The sequence below is a fragment of the Parageobacillus caldoxylosilyticus genome (assembly GCF_019272935.1).
GTDB classification, from domain to species: Bacteria; Bacillota; Bacilli; order Bacillales; family Anoxybacillaceae; genus Saccharococcus; species Saccharococcus caldoxylosilyticus.
This window is the reverse complement of record NZ_CP040553.1, coordinates 2,940,738-2,958,103: the sequence shown is the minus strand read 5'-3', so window position 1 is coordinate 2,958,103 and position 17,366 is coordinate 2,940,738. Positions and strand designations below refer to the sequence as shown.

General features: G+C 47.9%; 19 protein-coding genes. 6 read left to right on the top strand and 13 right to left on the bottom strand.

Annotation, left to right across the window (positions count from 1 at the left end; genetic code table 11):
• Positions 1 to 12: 12 nt before the first annotated feature.
• The 4 genes from BV455_RS15200 to BV455_RS15185 form a co-directional block, all read right to left on the bottom strand.
• Positions 13 to 1,218, bottom strand: a complete 1,206-nt coding sequence (locus BV455_RS15200) for a CynX/NimT family MFS transporter (protein ID WP_244380189.1) — start codon at positions 1,216 to 1,218, stop codon at positions 13 to 15.
• A 26-nt stretch (positions 1,219 to 1,244) separates the two neighbouring features.
• A complete protein-coding gene (locus BV455_RS15195) occupies positions 1,245 to 1,487 on the bottom strand; it encodes a DUF3886 domain-containing protein (RefSeq protein WP_218687372.1) in 243 nt (80 codons plus the stop codon).
• Between the two features lie 372 nt (positions 1,488 to 1,859).
• Positions 1,860 to 2,099 (bottom strand): YqkC family protein, encoded by a 240-nt coding sequence (locus BV455_RS15190; protein ID WP_017435265.1) that lies wholly within the window; start codon positions 2,097 to 2,099, stop codon positions 1,860 to 1,862.
• Entirely contained in the window at positions 2,089 to 2,427 is a 339-nt protein-coding gene (locus tag BV455_RS15185) for an iron-sulfur cluster biosynthesis family protein (RefSeq protein ID WP_042408455.1), read from the bottom strand. The genes BV455_RS15190 and BV455_RS15185 overlap by 11 nt, the downstream gene beginning before the upstream one ends.
• 89 nt (positions 2,428 to 2,516) lie before the next feature.
• Between BV455_RS15185 and BV455_RS15180 the strand changes: the two genes are divergently transcribed.
• Together BV455_RS15180 and BV455_RS15175 are read left to right on the top strand one after the other, a co-directional pair.
• On the top strand, positions 2,517 to 2,735 hold the full coding sequence (locus BV455_RS15180) for a CDGSH iron-sulfur domain-containing protein (RefSeq protein WP_017435263.1): 219 nt from the start codon (positions 2,517 to 2,519) through the stop codon (positions 2,733 to 2,735).
• A gap of 18 nt (positions 2,736 to 2,753) precedes the next feature.
• Positions 2,754 to 2,948: a YqzH family protein gene (locus tag BV455_RS15175; protein WP_017435262.1), complete on the top strand. Its 195-nt coding sequence runs from the start codon at positions 2,754 to 2,756 to the stop codon at positions 2,946 to 2,948.
• A 26-nt stretch (positions 2,949 to 2,974) separates the two neighbouring features.
• Here the strand turns inward: BV455_RS15175 and BV455_RS15170 are convergent, their stop codons facing one another.
• Positions 2,975 to 3,763 (bottom strand): SDR family NAD(P)-dependent oxidoreductase, encoded by a 789-nt coding sequence (locus tag BV455_RS15170; RefSeq protein ID WP_218687371.1) that lies wholly within the window; start codon positions 3,761 to 3,763, stop codon positions 2,975 to 2,977.
• Positions 3,760 to 4,725, bottom strand: coding sequence for an MBL fold metallo-hydrolase (locus tag BV455_RS15165; RefSeq protein WP_218687370.1), 966 nt, complete (start codon positions 4,723 to 4,725; stop codon positions 3,760 to 3,762). Before BV455_RS15165 ends, BV455_RS15170 begins: the two co-directional genes overlap by 4 nt.
• 465 nt (positions 4,726 to 5,190) lie before the next feature.
• Between BV455_RS15165 and proI the strand changes: the two genes are divergently transcribed.
• A complete protein-coding gene (gene proI, locus BV455_RS15160) occupies positions 5,191 to 6,033 on the top strand; it encodes a pyrroline-5-carboxylate reductase ProI (protein WP_218687369.1) in 843 nt (280 codons plus the stop codon).
• Between the two features lie 91 nt (positions 6,034 to 6,124).
• Positions 6,125 to 7,147 carry an NADPH dehydrogenase NamA gene (namA, locus tag BV455_RS15155; RefSeq protein WP_218687368.1) on the top strand — a complete coding sequence of 341 codons (1,023 nt, stop codon included), beginning with the start codon at positions 6,125 to 6,127 and terminating at the stop codon, positions 7,145 to 7,147.
• Between the two features lie 21 nt (positions 7,148 to 7,168).
• On the opposite strand, the gene rnz is transcribed toward namA, so the two are convergent.
• A complete protein-coding gene (gene rnz / locus BV455_RS15150) occupies positions 7,169 to 8,095 on the bottom strand; it encodes a ribonuclease Z (RefSeq protein ID WP_218687367.1) in 927 nt (308 codons plus the stop codon).
• 188 nt (positions 8,096 to 8,283) lie between these two features.
• Here rnz and zwf point away from each other — a divergent pair, with 188 nt between their 5' ends.
• Together zwf and BV455_RS15140 are read left to right on the top strand one after the other, a co-directional pair.
• Complete coding sequence (zwf, locus tag BV455_RS15145; RefSeq protein WP_409978126.1) at positions 8,284 to 9,762, top strand: glucose-6-phosphate dehydrogenase; 1,479 nt, start codon at positions 8,284 to 8,286, stop codon at positions 9,760 to 9,762.
• 20 nt (positions 9,763 to 9,782) lie between these two features.
• Positions 9,783 to 10,400, top strand: a complete 618-nt coding sequence (locus tag BV455_RS15140; RefSeq protein WP_017435255.1) for a cyclase family protein — start codon at positions 9,783 to 9,785, stop codon at positions 10,398 to 10,400.
• A 47-nt stretch (positions 10,401 to 10,447) separates the two neighbouring features.
• Here BV455_RS15140 and BV455_RS15135 read toward each other — a convergent pair whose 3' ends face one another.
• The 6 genes from BV455_RS15135 to BV455_RS15110 all read right to left on the bottom strand — a co-directional run bounded on the left by BV455_RS15135 (position 10,448) and on the right by BV455_RS15110 (position 17,366).
• Entirely contained in the window at positions 10,448 to 11,815 is a 1,368-nt protein-coding gene (locus tag BV455_RS15135) for a glycoside hydrolase family 1 protein (protein ID WP_042408475.1), read from the bottom strand.
• Between the two features lie 152 nt (positions 11,816 to 11,967).
• The gene (gene gndA, locus BV455_RS15130; protein ID WP_017435253.1) at positions 11,968 to 13,380 is read right to left on the bottom strand and encodes an NADP-dependent phosphogluconate dehydrogenase; all 1,413 of its coding nucleotides are present in this window, start codon (positions 13,378 to 13,380) and stop codon (positions 11,968 to 11,970) included.
• Between the two features lie 178 nt (positions 13,381 to 13,558).
• On the bottom strand, positions 13,559 to 13,729 hold the full coding sequence (locus BV455_RS15125) for a hypothetical protein (RefSeq protein WP_017435252.1): 171 nt from the start codon (positions 13,727 to 13,729) through the stop codon (positions 13,559 to 13,561).
• A 296-nt stretch (positions 13,730 to 14,025) separates the two neighbouring features.
• Positions 14,026 to 14,484, bottom strand: a complete 459-nt coding sequence (locus BV455_RS15120; RefSeq protein ID WP_081159907.1) for a chemotaxis protein CheW — start codon at positions 14,482 to 14,484, stop codon at positions 14,026 to 14,028.
• Between the two features lie 71 nt (positions 14,485 to 14,555).
• Positions 14,556 to 15,674, bottom strand: coding sequence for a tripeptidase T (locus tag BV455_RS15115; RefSeq protein ID WP_017435249.1), 1,119 nt, complete (start codon positions 15,672 to 15,674; stop codon positions 14,556 to 14,558).
• A 141-nt stretch (positions 15,675 to 15,815) separates the two neighbouring features.
• Positions 15,816 to 17,366 (bottom strand): acyl-CoA carboxylase subunit beta, encoded by a 1,551-nt coding sequence (locus BV455_RS15110; protein WP_042408466.1) that lies wholly within the window; start codon positions 17,364 to 17,366, stop codon positions 15,816 to 15,818.

The window sequence follows — 17,366 nt, the reverse complement described above, 5'->3', positions numbered from 1 at the left end:
CCGCTTTCGTTTTTATGAGATATATTTGTTTCGCGCCGCACCGAGGCCGGAGAAAAGCAAACAGCCAGAAGCGAAGAGCAGCAAGCCCAGCGGAGCGGTCCATCCTTTCGTGATGTCGTAAAGCCACCCAAACGCCGGCGGCCCAAACGCGGCCAGCAAATAGCCGAACGATTGTGCCATCGCCGATAAATCGGCCGCCTGCATGGCATGACGCGTACGAAGCGTAAAAAACATCATCGCTAGCGAAAAAGCAAAGCCTGCTCCTATCCCTAATAAAACCGCCGACAGCCACATGAACGATGCGCTTTGGAACAAACAGCCGACTATTCCCGCTGCCATTAACAAAAAAGTAAGGAACACAAGCAGCTTTTGATTTTCCATTTTCTCTGCCATCACCGGAACGATAAACATAAATGGCAGCTGGGCGAATTGAAACAAAAACAGCATCCATCCCGCTATTTCCTCATTCATTCCTTTGCTCTGCAGCAGAACAGGAAGCCATGTGATCAACGAATAAAACAAAAATGACTGCACTCCCATAAATATCGTCACTTGCCAGGCCAATAGCGACTTCCAGAGCGGCGCTCTTCCTGCATGTGCCGCCGGCAGCAGCGGAACTTTTTTGCGATAGCGGACTTGCGGCGCCCATAATAGGAAGGCAGCAATCGTCAGCACCGCCCAAAAGCGAAGCGAACCTCTCCAGCCAAGCCCCCATGTTTCCGCCAGCGGAATGCTGAATCCAGAAGCGAGCGCCGCGCTAAGATTCATCGCCACCGTATACGTTCCCATCATCGCGCCAAGCTGGTTTGCAAACTTTTCTTTTATTAGCGCCGGCATCAATACATTATCTACCGCAATCGCAGTGCCAATGAAAATCGTCCCGGCAAACAGGAAAAAGGCGCTGTCCAGCGGGCGCATGATATGCCCAATCAGCAGGAAAAGAAGGGAATATAACAAAACAGCCTCCATGCCGAACCTTCGCGCCAGCCGCGAAGCAAACGGAGACAGAACCGCAAATGCCAGCAGCGGAATGGTTGTCAATATGCCGGCCGCCGTATTGGAAAGATGCAGGCTTTGCTGAATGGATGGAACAAGCGGCCCGACCGCGGTAATCGGGGCGCGCAAGTTGGCGGCAAGAAAAACGACGCCGACCGCTAAAAAGATCCATGCGGCTTTACGACGCGACTCACCCGTTCTTTCCATCGAATGAGCGTCCATGGCAATCTCCTTCCTTTTTTCGACTTTTACTTAAATTGGCGCCAATCTAAGTCGCTCTCATCCAGCAGCTGGGCAAACGTTTTCTGTTGCTCCTTCCTCCGCGCCTCCTCCCGCTTCCGCGCTTCTTCTTCCGCTTTCCGCCGCTCTTCTTGCTGCATGAGCTCCTCTTTTTTCTTCTTTAGCCTCATAAATAATTCGTCATTCAAACGATCCTTTAGCAAAAGCGGCTCTTCTTCTTGCTTGCCCCGATCTTTTTTCCGTTTATTCATATCCATCCCCCCATGAATAAAACATTATTTCTTCCTGCATGATAAAAACGAACCAATTTTACGCAAAGGAGCGAAAGAAAATGGCAGAAAATCGCGCCCAAAAAGGAAAACCGACCGCAGATACCGTCAAACCAACAATCGCCAAAGAAGAACTAGAAAAAGCGGTCCATCCGACCAAGCGGCAAAACACCCCACAATAACGAAAAGCGGAAGCGCCGTGTTTAGCTTTCGAAGCCAAATGTTCTTCGACCGCAGGGGTGCTTGCCACCCCGAGGGCGAAGGTTATTTGGCAGAAGAAGGCTAGGCGCTGTAGCTAGACAATCGGAAAAGCGGAGGCGAGCAGAAAAACCGTAACCGGAATGGTTACGGTTTTTATAAAATTTCTGTAATATGCGGCATATGTTCATCTATCCACGACACCGCCTCGTCGAGCGTGGCAAATTCTTTCGTTTCAAACGTCATTTCATTCTGCAAAAGCCAAACGTCTTTTGGCTCGTGATAAGGGCCGGCGATCGACCAATGCAGCAAACTGTACGGGTCGCTTCCATGCAAAAACGACACCCACGTTTTCTGCTTTGCTACATCTTTTAGTTGCTTTAATTTATCGTTCATGCTGTTCACTCGCTTCGACAAGCGCCATGCGCGGATTTAAAATTTGCCTAGGGCTTTTCAGCTGAAATACGTTCGCCCCTTGCCCGGCGTCAATCGTCATTACATCATCATAAAAGACAAGACGGGACTTTTCGATGAGAATAGGAACAAAGTTCGTTTCGATGACAAGATCGTCCTCATCCGTCTCATCGACGAGCCATAAGGCAATGACGCCGTCAACAAGGCAGCCACATCCATCTGTGTCATATTTTAGCTTTAACATTCGCTTTGATTGCGTTAAAATAGGAGTAAGTTGCTGGATTGCTTTCTCGGTAAATGTGATGTTCACGCCGAATGATGCTCCTTTTCCTTCTCGTTTTTGCTTTTATTGTACCTACTTAAGCAAGATGCTGTCAAAATAAAAAGGAGGAACGGATCATGGCCAAAGTGCAAATTAAAGTCAATGACAACGGATCGTATCGGGTGACAGGCGATGTCGAGCTGATTGATGCGGAAGGGAATAAATTCGTAACAAAACAGACGTTTTCCCTCTGCCGTTGTGGATTGTCGAATAACAAACCATTTTGCGACGGCGCGCATAAAGGAAAATTCCATTCCGTTGTCCGCGCTACCCCTTCTGAATCCGAATCGCAATAAGCTCAGGAAGTGGCACAATTGGAGGAAAAATGGCTGCGTAAACTCATTCGCAATTGTTTTTTGCAATATGGATATGACAACGAATCACTGCCGCTAAATAACGAAGAATGGAAACAGTTATGTGCGAAAATTTTAGCGAAAAAAACGGACGATGGCGACATGGATCTGTACGAAATCGTCCACGATGTCATTTACGACTATATTACGAAATAGCACTCCTTGCTTTTTGGCAAGGAGTGCTATTTTTTGAAAAACGCCCGTTTAGCCACTTTTTCGAAGAGTGATGGAAATAATCGATGCAGCTGGCTGCCTGCGTTCATCCAGCGCGGCATATTGACTTCTCGTGTCGGCGTCATCATGACGGACACCACCCGTTTCGCTACTTTCTCCGGAGCAAGCATCCAGCGCTCCACATTTTTCACATATTCCCCTGATTGGTCGGCGATTTGGAAAAAATTAGTGCGGATCGGCCCAGGATTGACTGCCGTTACAAAAATCCCATATCGTTCCGCTTCCATACGCAGACTGTCCGTAAACCCAAGCACGGCATGCTTGGTGGCGGCATATACGCTTGATTTTGGCGTGGCTAATTTTCCCGCCTGCGAAGCGATATTGATAATATGGCCGCTGCGTCGCGCCTTCATATGGGAATATACCGCTTTCGTACAGGCGATTAAGCCAAACACATTGACGGCAAACATCACCTTCATTTCCTCAACATCGATATCCTCCACATAGCGGAACACGCCAAAACCGGCATTGTTCACCAATACATCGACGGCGCCGAGCTGATCGAACAACTGTTGAAATACATCTTCCACCGCGGCTATGTCGCTTACGTCCAGACGGAAATAATGGCATGGCACGCGATATGTACGTTCAATTTGTTGTGCGATCGCTTGCAGCTTTTCTACATTTCTGGCCAAGAGGATCGGAACCGCTTTTTGCCGCGCCGCTTCATAGGCGATTTGCTCACCGATGCCGCCCGACGCTCCAGTGATGACAATATGTTTTCCCTCTAGTTTCAAACAGACACCTCCACTGCTTCATACACGTAATAATCCCCTGTCTGTCTCTTTTTCACCGCACCGTTTGCTTCCAAGTAATCCAGCTGCCCGATCGTTTCCGACATCGTCAGCATAAACTCTTGCCGGTAGACGGCAGGAAATAGCTTTTGGCAAACTTGGAATACGGTATGCGGACCTTGCTTGATCATTTCGAGCACTTGCTCGGCGCGCTCCCGCTGTTTGCGGAGCCGCTTTTCCACTAAAGCGGGCACGTCGGTCACGTCTTCCCCATGCCCTGTCATGCAATAAGCAATATCATAACGGAGCATTTTCCGCAAGGAGTCGTTATACTGCAATAGCGGCTTCGGCCGCTCCGTCTCCCCGACAAAAGGCGGCTCCATCATCGGATTCGGCGAAATGTGGAGCAATAAATGATCGCCGCCGATCATCACCCCATCCGTTTCCCGATAAAATACAATATGGCTTTGCGCATGCCCCGGCGTTTCGATTACTTTCCAATGCGGCAGCCCCGGCAAAGAATCCCCTTCTTGGACCGTACCGGCAAGCGGACGGCGGCATGCGTAGCGAAGAGAGCGGCGCAACTGAGGCAACTGAGCAATAAATGACTGGTCAACGCCGCACTCGGCTAAAAACTGCGCAAAAAACTGCTGTTGCTGCTGAAAAAACGTCTCGTCTTGGCGAACCCAGCGGTCCGCTTTTTTATGCCCGATGACCGGAATTTCCTCAGACAAATAATCAATCAGTCCGACATGATCAGGATGATGATGCGTAATCACGACTTGATCAATGTCTCGAGGAGTGTAGCCTAATTCGCGAAGTTGTTGTTGAAACGACTGCCACGCCTCCTCCGTTTTCACTCCGGCATCAATCAGCGTCAAGTTGTCGCCTTCAATAACATACATGTTTACATTTCCGACCGGAAACGGTGTTGGCACAGTAATGCGGTAAACGCGTTCCTTCATGATTGCATTCCCCTTCTTTCCAGCAATAAAAAATGAATCGTTATTCATTATTTTACAGTTTACACTGATTTTCGCTGTTTGTCATTTTTTTTAAACAATTCGCAAAAAAATATAAAAAATTTTGTCTCTTTTCTATTGACAACACCCTTTATTTCATTGCATAATTGCAAACAAATTAATATTTGCAAATGGGCGATGAGTAGGGCCAGTAAACCATGAATGGTAGCCAGAGAGTGAAACCCAGGGGCTGGAAGGTTTCATTACCCTCTTCATGGTTGAACCTACCCTATGAGCTGTTAGGAAAACCTAAACGCATCACCGGCGTTATCGGTGCAGAGGTGGGCTCTTTTTCGGGATAGTTGCCGGCAGAGCCAAAAAAGGTGGTACCGCGGAATAAAAGACCTTCCGTCCTTTTTGGGGATGAAGGTCTTTTTTATTTTCTAAACAAGAAGGAGGAATGCAGCGATGAAAAACAGACCAACCATTACGTTTATCGGAGCTGGCTCCATGGCGGAATCGCTTATTTCCGGGATGACAAAGACGCTGTACGTGCCTGAACAAATTATCGTGACCAACCGCTGCGACCGAACACGGCTTGAATACATGAACAAAACATACGGGGTTCGCAGCGAAACGGATAAAAGAAAAGCAGTCAAAGAGGCGGATATTATTATTTTAGCGATGAAACCAAAAGATGTAGCGGAGGCAATGGGCGCTGTCGCCTCAGCAATCCACGGGCATCAGTTGATCATTTCCTTGTTAGCCGGCGTCACCACCGACACGATTGTTTCTTTAGTCGGCAAAAATGTGGCTGTCATTCGAGCAATGCCGAATACATCGGCCGCCATCGGCCAATCCGCTACGGCCATTTCCCAAGGCCGCTTTGCAACAGCCGCCCATGTAGCGATTGCCAAAAAACTGTTTGAGACCGTCGGCATCGTTGCGATCGTTCCCGAACAGGATCTGCATGCCGTCACCGGCCTTTCCGGGAGCGGTCCTGCCTACGTATATTATTTAGTCGAAGCGATGGAAAAAGCAGCCGAAGAAATTGGCCTTGACCGCTCTGTAGCGAAACCATTAATTTTGCAAACGATTATCGGCGCCGCGCACATGCTGCAGTCAACCAACAAACATCCATCCATCTTGCGCAAAGAAGTCACAAGCCCGGGCGGAACGACGGAAGCCGGCATCGAAGTGCTGGAACAATACCGTTTTCAAGAGGCGGTCGCTGCTTGTATTAAACGGGCGACGGAACGGTCGGAGGAATTAGGAAAAGCGTTACTTTCTTCCGCGGCGATGCAATCATGACATGACAAGGCGTTTGACTTTGTTTCCCTCAAAAAAACGTGCTATCATTCAATTGGAAGAATGATACAAGACTTGGAGGGAGAATAGCCAAATGGAAACGATGCTTTTTTCACCGTATACGATCCGCGGCGTGACGCTGAAAAACCGGATTGTCATGTCCCCGATGTGCATGTATTCGTGCGACACGGAAGACGGGAAAGTGCGAACTTGGCATAAAATCCACTATCCGACACGTGCGGTTGGCCAAGTCGGACTGATTATCGTCGAAGCGACGGCCGTTACAGCGCAAGGAAGAATTTCCGCCCGCGATTTAGGCATTTGGAGCGATGAACATGTAGACGGCTTGCGCGAATTAGTTTCGCTAGTGAAAGAACACGGCGCGAAAATCGGCATTCAGCTTGCCCACGCCGGGCGCAAAGCGGAGGTGGAAGGAGAAATTATCGCTCCTTCGGCGATTCCGTTTAATGAAAAAACACGGACGCCAAAAGAAATGACGAAAACGGACATTGAAGAAACGATTCAAGCGTTTCAAAACGGAGCGCGCCGCGCGAAGGAGGCCGGCTTTGACGTCATTGAAATTCACGGCGCCCACGGCTATTTGATTAATGAATTTTTATCGCCGCTTGCCAACAAACGGCAAGATGAATACGGCGGTTCCTCGGAAAACCGCTACCGCTTTTTAGGGGAAGTGATCGACGCGGTAAGGCAAGTATGGGACGGACCGCTCTTTGTCCGCATTTCCGCTTCCGATTATCATCCGGAGGGATTGACGGCGAAAGATTACATTCCATACGCCAAGCGCATGAAAGAACAAGGCGTCGATTTGATCGACGTCAGCTCCGGTGCGGTCGTTCCGGCAACGATTAACGCGTATCCAGGGTACCAAGTTCCGTTTGCCGAATTGATTCGCCGCGAAGCAGAAATCGCTACTGGAGCAGTCGGCTTGATTACTTCCGGATGGCAGGCGGAAGAAATTTTGCGCAACGGACGCGCCGATTTAGTGTTTCTCGCACGCGAATTGCTGCGCAATCCATATTGGCCATACACCGCCGCCAAAGAGTTGGGAACGACGATCCCTGCGCCGGTGCAATACGAACGAGGATGGCGTTTTTAAGGCTGCCGATGTTCGGCAGCCTTATTTTTTGCGGGCAATAGCAAAGGAAGAAAAATCGGCAGCCAATTCTGTGTTTGGAAACACGTTTCTTGCCTCTACGAGCAATTGTTCGCTTAGCATTCCTTGATAACGTGAACTGATATGCGTTAAAATCAGTTTTTTGGCGCCGGCTCGCACTGCCACTTCCGCTGCCTGCACGGCGGTGGAATGAAAATAATCGTGCGCCAAATCGCTTTCTTCCGCGGCAAACGTCGCTTCATGCACCAGCACGTCCGCCTCTTTGGCCAGCTCGATGCTTGCTTCGCAATAGCGCGTATCGCCAAGGACCGCAACTATTCTTCCTTTTTGCGGCGGACCGACAAACTCGCGGCCGTCAATGACCGTCCCATCTTCTAGCTTCACCGTTTTCCCAAGCTTAATTTCCTGATAAATCGGACCTGGACGAATGCCGAGCGCCTTTAATTTATCAACTAAAAGCGTGCCAGGCAAATCTTTTTCCACAACGCGAAAACCATAGGAAGGAACGCCGTGATCAAGCTGTTTGGCGATGACCGCAAACCGTTCATCTTCAAACACCGTTCCTTCCTCGATTTCTACCACTTGCAAATTATATTTCAGCCGGGTGAAGCTAACGGAAATCGCCGTTTCTATAAACGCGCGAATTCCTTTCGGTCCGTACACCGTTAACGGCGTTTCCCCGCCTTGAAAAGAACGGCTGCCAAGCAGCCCCGGCAATCCGAAAATATGATCGCCGTGAAGATGAGTAATAAAAATATTTTCAATGCGACGCGGACGAATGGATGTGCGCAAGATTTGATGCTGTGTCGCCTCACCGCAGTCAAACAGCCATGTCGCCCCGCGTTCTTCCAACAGCTGCAGCGCAATCGCTGTAACATTTCGTTCCTTTGCCGGCACTCCCGCCCCTGTACCTAAAAACAATAGCTCCAAAACACCCACTCCTTATGCAAAACGATCTATGATGGTCGCCTGTTGTTAGCGTACCAATGGTTGCCGGATGATTTCAACACTCTTTTATAACAAAACGCTAAAATGTTTGCGTTCACCGCCATAAATCTCTACAATTATTTACTTGAAGAGACAAATTTGGCTAAAGCGAGGTACATACCGTGAACAACATGAATCCGAAATCATTAATCGTGATTTTTGGCGCTACGGGAGATTTGGCAAAGCGCAAACTGTTCCCCTCCATTTACCGTTTATATGAAAAAGGAAATTTGTCTGAGGAGTTTGCCGTTGTCGGAGTCGCACGCCGACCACTGTCAAACGATGAATTTCGCAACTATGTCCGCGAATCGATAGAAAACGCGCTCCGGCAAGAGCTAAACAATGAACAATTCGTATCCCATTTTTATTATCATCCATTTGATGTGACCGATACCGCCTCCTATCGGCAGCTAAAGTCGCTGCTTGAGGAGCTTGATGACACATACCATAGCAATGGCAACCGCATTTTTTATTTAGCGATGGCGCCGGAATTTTTCGGTACGGTTACATCGCGCCTAAAATCGGAAGGCCTTACGGCAACCAACGGCTGGAAGCGCCTCGTCATTGAAAAACCGTTTGGCCATGATTTTGAAAGCGCCCGAAAACTGAATGAAGAAATTCGCCAAGTGTTTTCGGAGAACGAAATTTACCGGATCGACCATTATCTTGGCAAGGAAATGGTGCAAAACATCGAGGTGATCCGTTTTTCGAACGCGATTTTCGAACCTCTTTGGAACAACCGCTTTATTTCCAACATTCAAATTACCTCCAGCGAAACGCTTGGCGTGGAGGACCGCGGCCGCTATTACGACCATTCAGGGGCGCTGCGCGATATGGTGCAAAACCATATGCTGCAGATGGTTGCGCTCTTGGCGATGGAGCCGCCGATTAAACTGACGACCGACGAAATCCGCAGCGAAAAAGTAAAAGTGCTGCGCGCGCTTCGGCCAATTTCCCATGAGGAAGTAGATCAATATTTTGTACGCGGACAATACGGCAGAGGCGTTGTGAATGGAAAAGAAGTTGTCGGCTATCGCGAGGAGAACAACGTTGATCCGAATTCTAACACGGAAACGTTTGTCGCCGGAAAGCTGATGATCGACAATTTCCGCTGGGCCGGCGTGCCGTTTTACATTCGCACCGGCAAGCGGATGACGGAAAAATCAACGAAAATTGTCGTTCAATTTAAAGATGTACCAATGAACTTGTATTACCGAACAAATGAAAAAATCGAACCAAACCTGTTAATCATCCACATTCAGCCGGATGAAGGCATCACCCTTCATTTAAACGGCAAAAAAAGCGGCGAAAGCATGAAAACGACTCCGATCGAACTAGATTACTGCAACAACTGCATCGACGGCATTAACACGCCGGAAGCGTATGAAAAGCTGTTGTATGACTGCATGCACGGCGACGCCACCAACTTTACGCACTGGGATGAAGTAGCCGCGTCATGGCAATTTGTCGACCCTATTTCAGAAGTATGGGAAAACACAAAAGCAGTCGACTTTCCAAACTATGAAGCCGGATCGATGGGACCGAAAGCTTCTGATGCATTACTGAAAAAAGATGGATTCCATTGGTGGCCCATTCATTATCATCAATAAAGAAGGGAGAACGCTTAGTGATGAAGTTTTATGATGTTACTGCACCCATTTTTGAAGGAATGCCTGTATATAAAAATAAGCCGGAAAAACAGCCGAAACTAACAAGCGTGACAAACGACTACGTCACGGAATCGCGCATCGACATGGACGTGCATACCGGCACGCATATTGATGCGCCGCTTCATATGGTCAAAGGCGGCGAAACGTTTGAAACGATTTCTCTCGACCGCCTCGTCGGCCCATGCAAATTGTTTGATCTAACGCATGTCAGCGACAAAATTTCGAAAGACGACATCGCCGCTTTAGACATTCAAGAAAACGATTTTGTCTTGTTCAAGACGAAAAACTCGCTTGAAGACGCGTTTAACTTTGAGTTTATTTATGTAGCCGAAGATGCGGCGCGATACCTCGCCGATAAAAAGATCCGCGGCGTCGGCATCGATGCTCTGGGCATTGAGCGAAGCCAGCCGGGGCATCCGACGCATAAAACGCTATTTTCCGCAGGTGTGATCGTCATTGAAGGGCTGCGGCTAAAAGAGGTGCCAGAAGGTTCATATTTTATGGTCGCCGCACCGCTCAAACTCGTCGGCACGGACGCCGCACCGGCGCGTGTGCTATTATTTACGGAAAGTTTATAAGAGAATCATTAAGCACCCTTAGCCTGGGCCAAGGGTGCTTTCTCTTTTTACAGCTCTTCTCCATTGGTCGCGATGACGCGCTGGAACCAGTAAAAGCTTTTTTTCTTATACCGTTTTAAATCGCGCAAATCGGTGTCATCACGGTTGACGAAAATAACCCCGTACCGTTTTTTCATTTCCCCTTTCGAACTTAAAATATCAGTTGATCCCCACATTAAATAGCCGATGACTTCGACGCCTTCCTCCATCGCCAGTTTCATTTGTTCAATGTGTCTGCGCAAATAATCGATGCGGTAATCGTCTTCGACGGTGCCATGCTCGTTCAATTCTTCCTTGACTCCTATTCCGTTTTCCGTAATAAAAATCGGCATCTCGTAGCGGGCGTATATATCTTTTAACGCGATGCGTAGTCCGATTGGGTCGATGGCCCAGCCCCACTCCGTTTTTTCTAAATATGGATTTGGCGTTAATCCGGAAATTAGTTGTCCCGTTTCTTCCGTATGGCGCACCGTTTGACTTTGATAATAGCTGAAAGATAAATAATCAACCGTGTTTTCTTTTAACAGCTCTACATCTCCTTCTTCAAATACCGGCATGATCCCCTTCGCTTCCAAACGGCGAGTCACATATTTCGGATAAGCGCCGCGGGCAAACACATCGAAATAAAAATCGACTAAAAGTTCTTTCGCTTTCATGTTTGCCAGCGCATCCTCCGGCTTGCACGTCGCCGGATATGTCGTCAAATAGGTGACCATTCCGCCCATTTTTGCATCGGGAATGATTTCATGAAGCGCTTTTGTCGCTTTCGCATGAGCGACAAATACGTTATGGCATACTTGATAGGCGAAGGCCTCAGGATCCTCCCCTTCCGGCAATGTCGCGCCCCATAAATGCGGATTCGTTAATACGAGATTTTGTTCATTAAACGTAAGCCAATATTTCACTTTATCACGATAGCGTTCAAATACCGTTCTTGCATACGTTTCAAATAAGTCGACCACTTTTCGCGAAGCAAAGCCGTTATATTTTTTCGCCAAAGCAAGCGGCAAGTCAAAGTGGTAAAGGGTAATGACCGGCTGAATCCCATTCGCCAATAGTTCATCAAACACCGCATCGTAAAACCCCAGACCCTCTTCGTTTACTTCCCCTTCGCCGTCTGGGAAAATCCGAGTCCAGGCGATGCTTGTACGGTATGCATTAAAACCTAACTCTTTAAACAACGCGATATCTTCTTTGTAGCGATGATAAAAGTCAACAGCGACTTTCCAGTCGGAGTGCCCTTCCGGTATCGGTCTGGCATCGACGATCGACAGCCCTTTTCCCCCTTCATTCCATGCTCCTTCCGTTTGGAAAGAGGTAACCGCGCCTCCCCAAAGAAACCCATCTGGAATAATATTTCGACGTGATTGATCCATCATTTTTATACCCCTCTTCTGTCATATAAATTTATATATTATTTTATTTAAATATGTATATACCTATTTAAAATAATAACAGATAACTAGATAAAACGTCTATATAAAAAAAACAAAAACCCCAACCGCTTGGCGGTTGGGGTTTTCACCTATTATTTTTTCAGCCATTCTGTGTGGAAAATACCTTCTTTATCGACGCGCTCATACGTATGCGCACCAAAATAATCGCGCTGCGCCTGAATTAAGTTTGCCGGCAATGTTTCTGTCCGGTAGCTGTCGTAATAAGCTAATGCACTCGAGAACGCCGGAACTGGGATACCACGCATGACGGCAATCGCAATAATTTCACGCAGCGCTTCCTGATAATTTTCGACGATGTCTTTGAAATACGGATCCAACAATAAGTTTGGCAGCTGTGGATCACGATCGTATGCTTCTTTAATTTTTTGCAAAAATTGGGCGCGAATGATGCAGCCGCCGCGGAAAATCATCGCGATATTGCCGTATTGCAAATTCCAATTATACTCTTCAGACGCTGCTCTCATTTGTGCGAAACCTTGGGCATACGAACAAATTTTGCTCATGTAAAGCGCTCGGCGCACCGCTTCGATAAAGTGGGCGCGATCGCCTTCAAACGGTTTCACCGCCGGACCGGAAAGAAGCTTGCTCGCTTTCACGCGCTCATCTTTCATTGCAGAAATAAAGCGGGCAAACACCGATTCCGTGATGATTGGAAGCGGCACTCCTAAATCAAGCGCATTTTGGCTTGTCCATTTCCCTGTTCCTTTTTGACCGGCTTTATCTAAAATCAGATCGACAAGCGGCTTGCCTGTTTCTTCATCGATTTTCGTGAAAATATCGGCCGTAATTTCAATTAAATAGCTGTTTAATTCGCCTTTATTCCATTCAGCAAATACTTCGTGCAATTCTTGGGCATTTAAGCCAAGCACATGCTTCAGCAAGAAGTACGCTTCGGCAATGAGCTGCATATCGCCGTATTCAATGCCGTTATGCACCATTTTTACATAATGGCCGGCGCCGTCCGGACCGATGTACGTCGTGCACGGCTCGCCGTCCACTTTCGCGGCGATCGCTTCGAAAATCGGGCGCACAAGCTCATGCGCCTCTTTTTGACCGCCCGGCATGATCGACGGGCCTTTTAATGCGCCTTCTTCGCCGCCGGAAACGCCCGTGCCGATAAAATGAATGCCAAGTTCGGCTAATTCTTTGTTGCGGCGCTGTGTATCTTTGAAATACGTGTTGCCGCCATCGATTAAAATATCGCCTTTTTCTAGATATGGCTTTAATTGTTCAATGGTTGCGTCCGTCGGTGCGCCCGCTTTCACCATCAACAAAATTTTCCGCGGTTTTTCAAGCGCATTGACAAATTCTTCAATGCTATATGTACCAACAATATTTTTTCCTTGCGCTTCTTGTAAAAATTGATCCGTCTTTTCGCGGGAACGGTTATACACGGCAACTGAATATCCCTTGCTTTCAATATTTAACGCAAGGTTTTTTCCCATTACTGCTAACCCAATGACGCCAATTTGTTGTTTTGCCATCGTCAAACGTTCCTTTCTATAACTTTTTATTTGTTCATGAAAGAACATACCACAGTTCATTTTATCATATCAAGTTTTGAATTACATTTAGAGCGATTTAGAAAAGCTTGCCGCGTACGTAACACGATATTTCTTAAATAAAAAAAGAGTCCCGAACCCAGGACTCTTTAAGATAATCTTAATATCCGCCATATCCGCCGTATTGATGGCCGTATGGATAGTGCGGATAGTGCGGGTAATGATAGTGGTGATGATAGTAATAAGGATAATACGGGTAATGATGATACGGATAATGATGATACGGATAGTATCCGCCACCCGGATACATTCCAAATTGTCTTTCGTCCATTTAAGATCCTCCTTTGGCACTTCACGTGGTAATGACAAGAAAACGAGTGGAGTTCGTTCTCTCCTTTTCTAGGATATGTGCGGAATACAAAAATGTATGGGCAAACACCTAAAAATAAAAAGGCTGCGTACAGCAACCCCTCATCACTATTCCTCGTCTTCTTGCGCCAGCACTTGCTTCGCATACTCGCGAAAATCCTCCAGATGTTTTTCGACAATCATTCGAACGATCTGCAAATTGATCGCCTGATCATCATGAACCACAATATCATCACTGTCTAAGGAAAAAGCCACCAATCATTGGTGACTATGGATATGCTCCTTAATCTCGTCTGCTTCTTCCAAATGGGCAAATAATCGGTTCGGGTCCATTAATATAATCAACCGCTCCGGCAGGCTGGCGACCCCGACAAGATAAGGTGTTTGCTGATAGGCAAGCATATTGACTTGCTTTACCGCTTCTTCCGGAATATCGAGAATCTCTTTCGCCTCATCCACAATAAAAGCAACCGAAATATCTTTGGCCATGGTGACAACAAGCCGCGTCTTGTCCGTTTCTTCAAACGGGCGCTCGTACAGCAGTTTGCGTGTATCAAGCACCGGCACCAACTCGCCGCGAATACGAACGACCCCGACCATATAGTCAGGCATTTGCGGAATAATGGTCGGCTCCACCATTTTTTCAATGGAAATGACATATTCGATCGGAACCGCATATTGCTCGCGCTCGAGCTGAAAAACAACAAACTTGTTCATTCCACCGTCTCCCCTCATTGCTCACAACTCTTCTTATATAGAAGGAGCATCCAAACATGGATGCCCCGTTATTATTTCGCTACTTCTTCAACGATTGCGACAACCATTTCCGTTAATTTGACAAGCTCTTCAATCGGCATGCGTTCGTTCGTCGTATGAATGTCTTCGTAGCCGACCGCCAAGTTGACCGTCGGAATGCCGAAACCGGCAATAACGTTCGCATCGCTGCCGCCGCCACTGCGCAATAATTCACAAGGACGCCCGATTTTTGCCGCGGCACGTTTCGCAATTTCGACAACATGGTCGCCGTCGCCGAACTTAAAGCCTGGATACATGACTTCAACCTCTACTTCCGCACGTCCGCCCATTTCTTCCGCAACCGTTTCAAATGCCTCCTTCATTTTCGCGACTTGCGCTTCCATTTTTTCAGGCACTAAGGAGCGCGCTTCTGCTAAAATATCGACGCGGTCGCAAACGATATTTGTTTGTGTTCCGCCTTCAAAGCGGCCGATGTTTGCCGTCGTTTCTTCATCGATGCGTCCAAGCGGCATTTTTGCAATCGCTTTTGCGGCAATCGTAATCGCTGATACTCCTTTTTCTGGAGCGACACCGGCATGCGCCGTTTTGCCGTGCACGACGACTTTCAATTTCGCCTGTGTCGGAGCGGCAACGACAATGTTGCCAACTTTGCCGTCGCTGTCTAGCGCATAGCCAAATTTTGCTTGAATCAATGACGAATCGAGTGCTTTCGCCCCGACAAGCCCAGATTCTTCCCCTACAGTAATAATAAATTGAATCACGCCGTGCGGAATGTTTTGCTCTTTTAAGACGCGAATCGCCTCAAACATCGCCGCCAAGCCCGCTTTATCGTCCGCTCCTAAAATCGTTGTTCCATCGGTGACGACATATCCGTCTTGAATCGACGGCTTGACGCCTTTTCCCGGCACGACTGTATCCATGTGCGACGTGAAATAAATCGGATCAACACCTTCTTTTGTCGCCTCTAACGTACAAATTAAATTGCCGGCGCCGTGTCCGGTTTTTGCCGCGGCATCATCTTCGATGACATGCAGTCCAAGCGCTTCGAATTTTTGCTTTAATACTTTGGCGATTTCTCCTTCATGCTTTGTTTCCGAATCGATTTGCACGAGTTCCAAAAATTCGTCGACCAAACGTTGCTGATTGATCATCTTCATTCTTCCTCCTGCTTATGTATGTACTCACTTAAAAGTATAACCGATTTTGCCAATGATTGCGAAAAATTGTTTTTGAAGAATAAGAAGCGAATGAATCAACCCCGCTGCCACGAATGGACAGCGGGGTTTACTATTTTATAGCGGAATATTGCCATGCTTTTTCTGAGGGCGTTCCTCGTGTTTATGTCGGAGCATCTCCAGCGCCTGAATAAGCTTGATTCTCGTGTCGCGCGGGTCGATGACGTCATCGATCATGCCGTATTTGGCAGCGACATATGGGTTGGCAAACTTTTGCCGATATTCTTCAATCTTTTGCGCGCGAGTTTCTTCCGGATTCGGACTGTTTTCGATTTCGCTCGCAAAAATAATGTTCGCCGCTCCTTGCGGCCCCATCACGGCGATTTCGGCGTTCGGCCACGCGTAAACGACGTCGGCACCGATCGACTTGCTGTTAAGCGCCACATACGCGCCGCCGTATGCTTTCCGCAAAATGACAGTAATTTTTGGAACCGTCGCTTCAGAATACGCATACAAAATTTTCGCGCCGTGGCGAATGATGCCGCCGTGCTCCTGCTTGACACCCGGGAAAAAGCCGGTGACATCTTCAAACGTAATAAGCGGGATGTTAAATGAATCGCAGAAGCGGATAAAGCGCGCTGCTTTGTCAGACGAATCAATGTCAAGCCCGCCGGCCATAAATTTCGGCTGATTGCACACCAGCCCGACGACTTCGCCTTTGATGCGGGCAAAGCCAACAACGATGTTTTTCGCGAAATCTTTTTGTACTTCCATAAACGAGCCTTCATCGACGACCTGCAAAATAACGTTGCGCACATCATACGGCCGGACCGCATCAATCGGCACGACATCGGCTAAATCGGGACGATAGTCGTCTTCGTTTGGAATCGGGCCAAACGGCGGTTTTTCTTGACTGTTTTGCGGCAAATAGCTTAATAGCTGCCGTACTTGATGGAGCACTTCTTCCTCGGTTGCTCCGGAAAAGTGGGCGTTGCCGCTGATCGTGTTATGGACGCGGGCACCGCCTAAATCTTCAGCGCTAATTTTTTCTCCCGTCACCGCTTCGATCACTTTCGGACCTGTAATAAACATTTGGCTCGTCTTTTCGACCATGAATACAAAATCGGTGATCGCCGGCGAATAGACAGCGCCGCCCGCGCATGGTCCCATAATGACGGAAATTTGCGGAATGACACCGGAATAAATGGCGTTGCGGTAAAAGATATGTCCATATCCGTCTAACGACAATACCCCTTCTTGAATGCGCGCGCCACCGGAATCATTCAGACCGATGACTGGCGCTCCCGTTTTAGCCGCTAAATCCATAATGTTGGCGATTTTTTTCGCGTGCATTTCTCCAAGCGCACCGCCGAATACCGTGAAATCTTGTGAAAAGACAAATACGGTGCGGCCGTTGATTTTCCCGTATCCGGTCACAACGCCGTCTCCAGGGCCTTTTTTTCCATCAAGGCCAAAATCGGTGCAGCGATGTTCAATAAACGGATTCAACTCGACAAACGTCCCTTCGTCGAGAAGCAAATCAATGCGTTCGCGCGCGGTCAGTTTTCCTTTGGCGTGCTGCTTTTCAATTTTATCATCGCCGCCGCCAAGCTCGATTTCGCGGCGCCGGTCATACAGCTCATTAATTTTGTCATACATGTCAGCCAT

What these genes read in the sequence shown, in the direction of transcription:
- BV455_RS15200 (WP_244380189.1), bottom strand. Translation starts at nt 1,218, where the DNA reads ATGGACGCTCATTCGATGGAAAGAACGGGTGAGTCGCGTCGTAAAGCC.
- BV455_RS15195 (WP_218687372.1), bottom strand. Translation starts at nt 1,487, where the DNA reads ATGAATAAACGGAAAAAAGATCGGGGCAAGCAAGAAGAAGAGCCGCTT.
- BV455_RS15190 (WP_017435265.1), bottom strand. Translation starts at nt 2,099, where the DNA reads ATGAACGATAAATTAAAGCAACTAAAAGATGTAGCAAAGCAGAAAACG.
- BV455_RS15180 (WP_017435263.1), top strand. Translation starts at nt 2,517, where the DNA reads ATGGCCAAAGTGCAAATTAAAGTCAATGACAACGGATCGTATCGGGTG.
- BV455_RS15165 (WP_218687370.1), bottom strand. Translation starts at nt 4,725, where the DNA reads ATGAAGGAACGCGTTTACCGCATTACTGTGCCAACACCGTTTCCGGTC.
- proI (WP_218687369.1), top strand. Translation starts at nt 5,191, where the DNA reads ATGAAAAACAGACCAACCATTACGTTTATCGGAGCTGGCTCCATGGCG.
- namA (WP_218687368.1), top strand. Translation starts at nt 6,125, where the DNA reads ATGGAAACGATGCTTTTTTCACCGTATACGATCCGCGGCGTGACGCTG.
- zwf (WP_409978126.1), top strand. Translation starts at nt 8,284, where the DNA reads ATGAATCCGAAATCATTAATCGTGATTTTTGGCGCTACGGGAGATTTG.
- BV455_RS15140 (WP_017435255.1), top strand. Translation starts at nt 9,783, where the DNA reads ATGAAGTTTTATGATGTTACTGCACCCATTTTTGAAGGAATGCCTGTA.
- BV455_RS15135 (WP_042408475.1), bottom strand. Translation starts at nt 11,815, where the DNA reads ATGGATCAATCACGTCGAAATATTATTCCAGATGGGTTTCTTTGGGGA.
- gndA (WP_017435253.1), bottom strand. Translation starts at nt 13,380, where the DNA reads ATGGCAAAACAACAAATTGGCGTCATTGGGTTAGCAGTAATGGGAAAA.
- BV455_RS15125 (WP_017435252.1), bottom strand. Translation starts at nt 13,729, where the DNA reads ATGGACGAAAGACAATTTGGAATGTATCCGGGTGGCGGATACTATCCG.
- BV455_RS15120 (WP_081159907.1), bottom strand. Translation starts at nt 14,484, where the DNA reads ATGAACAAGTTTGTTGTTTTTCAGCTCGAGCGCGAGCAATATGCGGTT.
- BV455_RS15115 (WP_017435249.1), bottom strand. Translation starts at nt 15,674, where the DNA reads ATGATCAATCAGCAACGTTTGGTCGACGAATTTTTGGAACTCGTGCAA.
- BV455_RS15110 (WP_042408466.1), bottom strand. Translation starts at nt 17,366, where the DNA reads ATGGCTGACATGTATGACAAAATTAATGAGCTGTATGACCGGCGCCGC.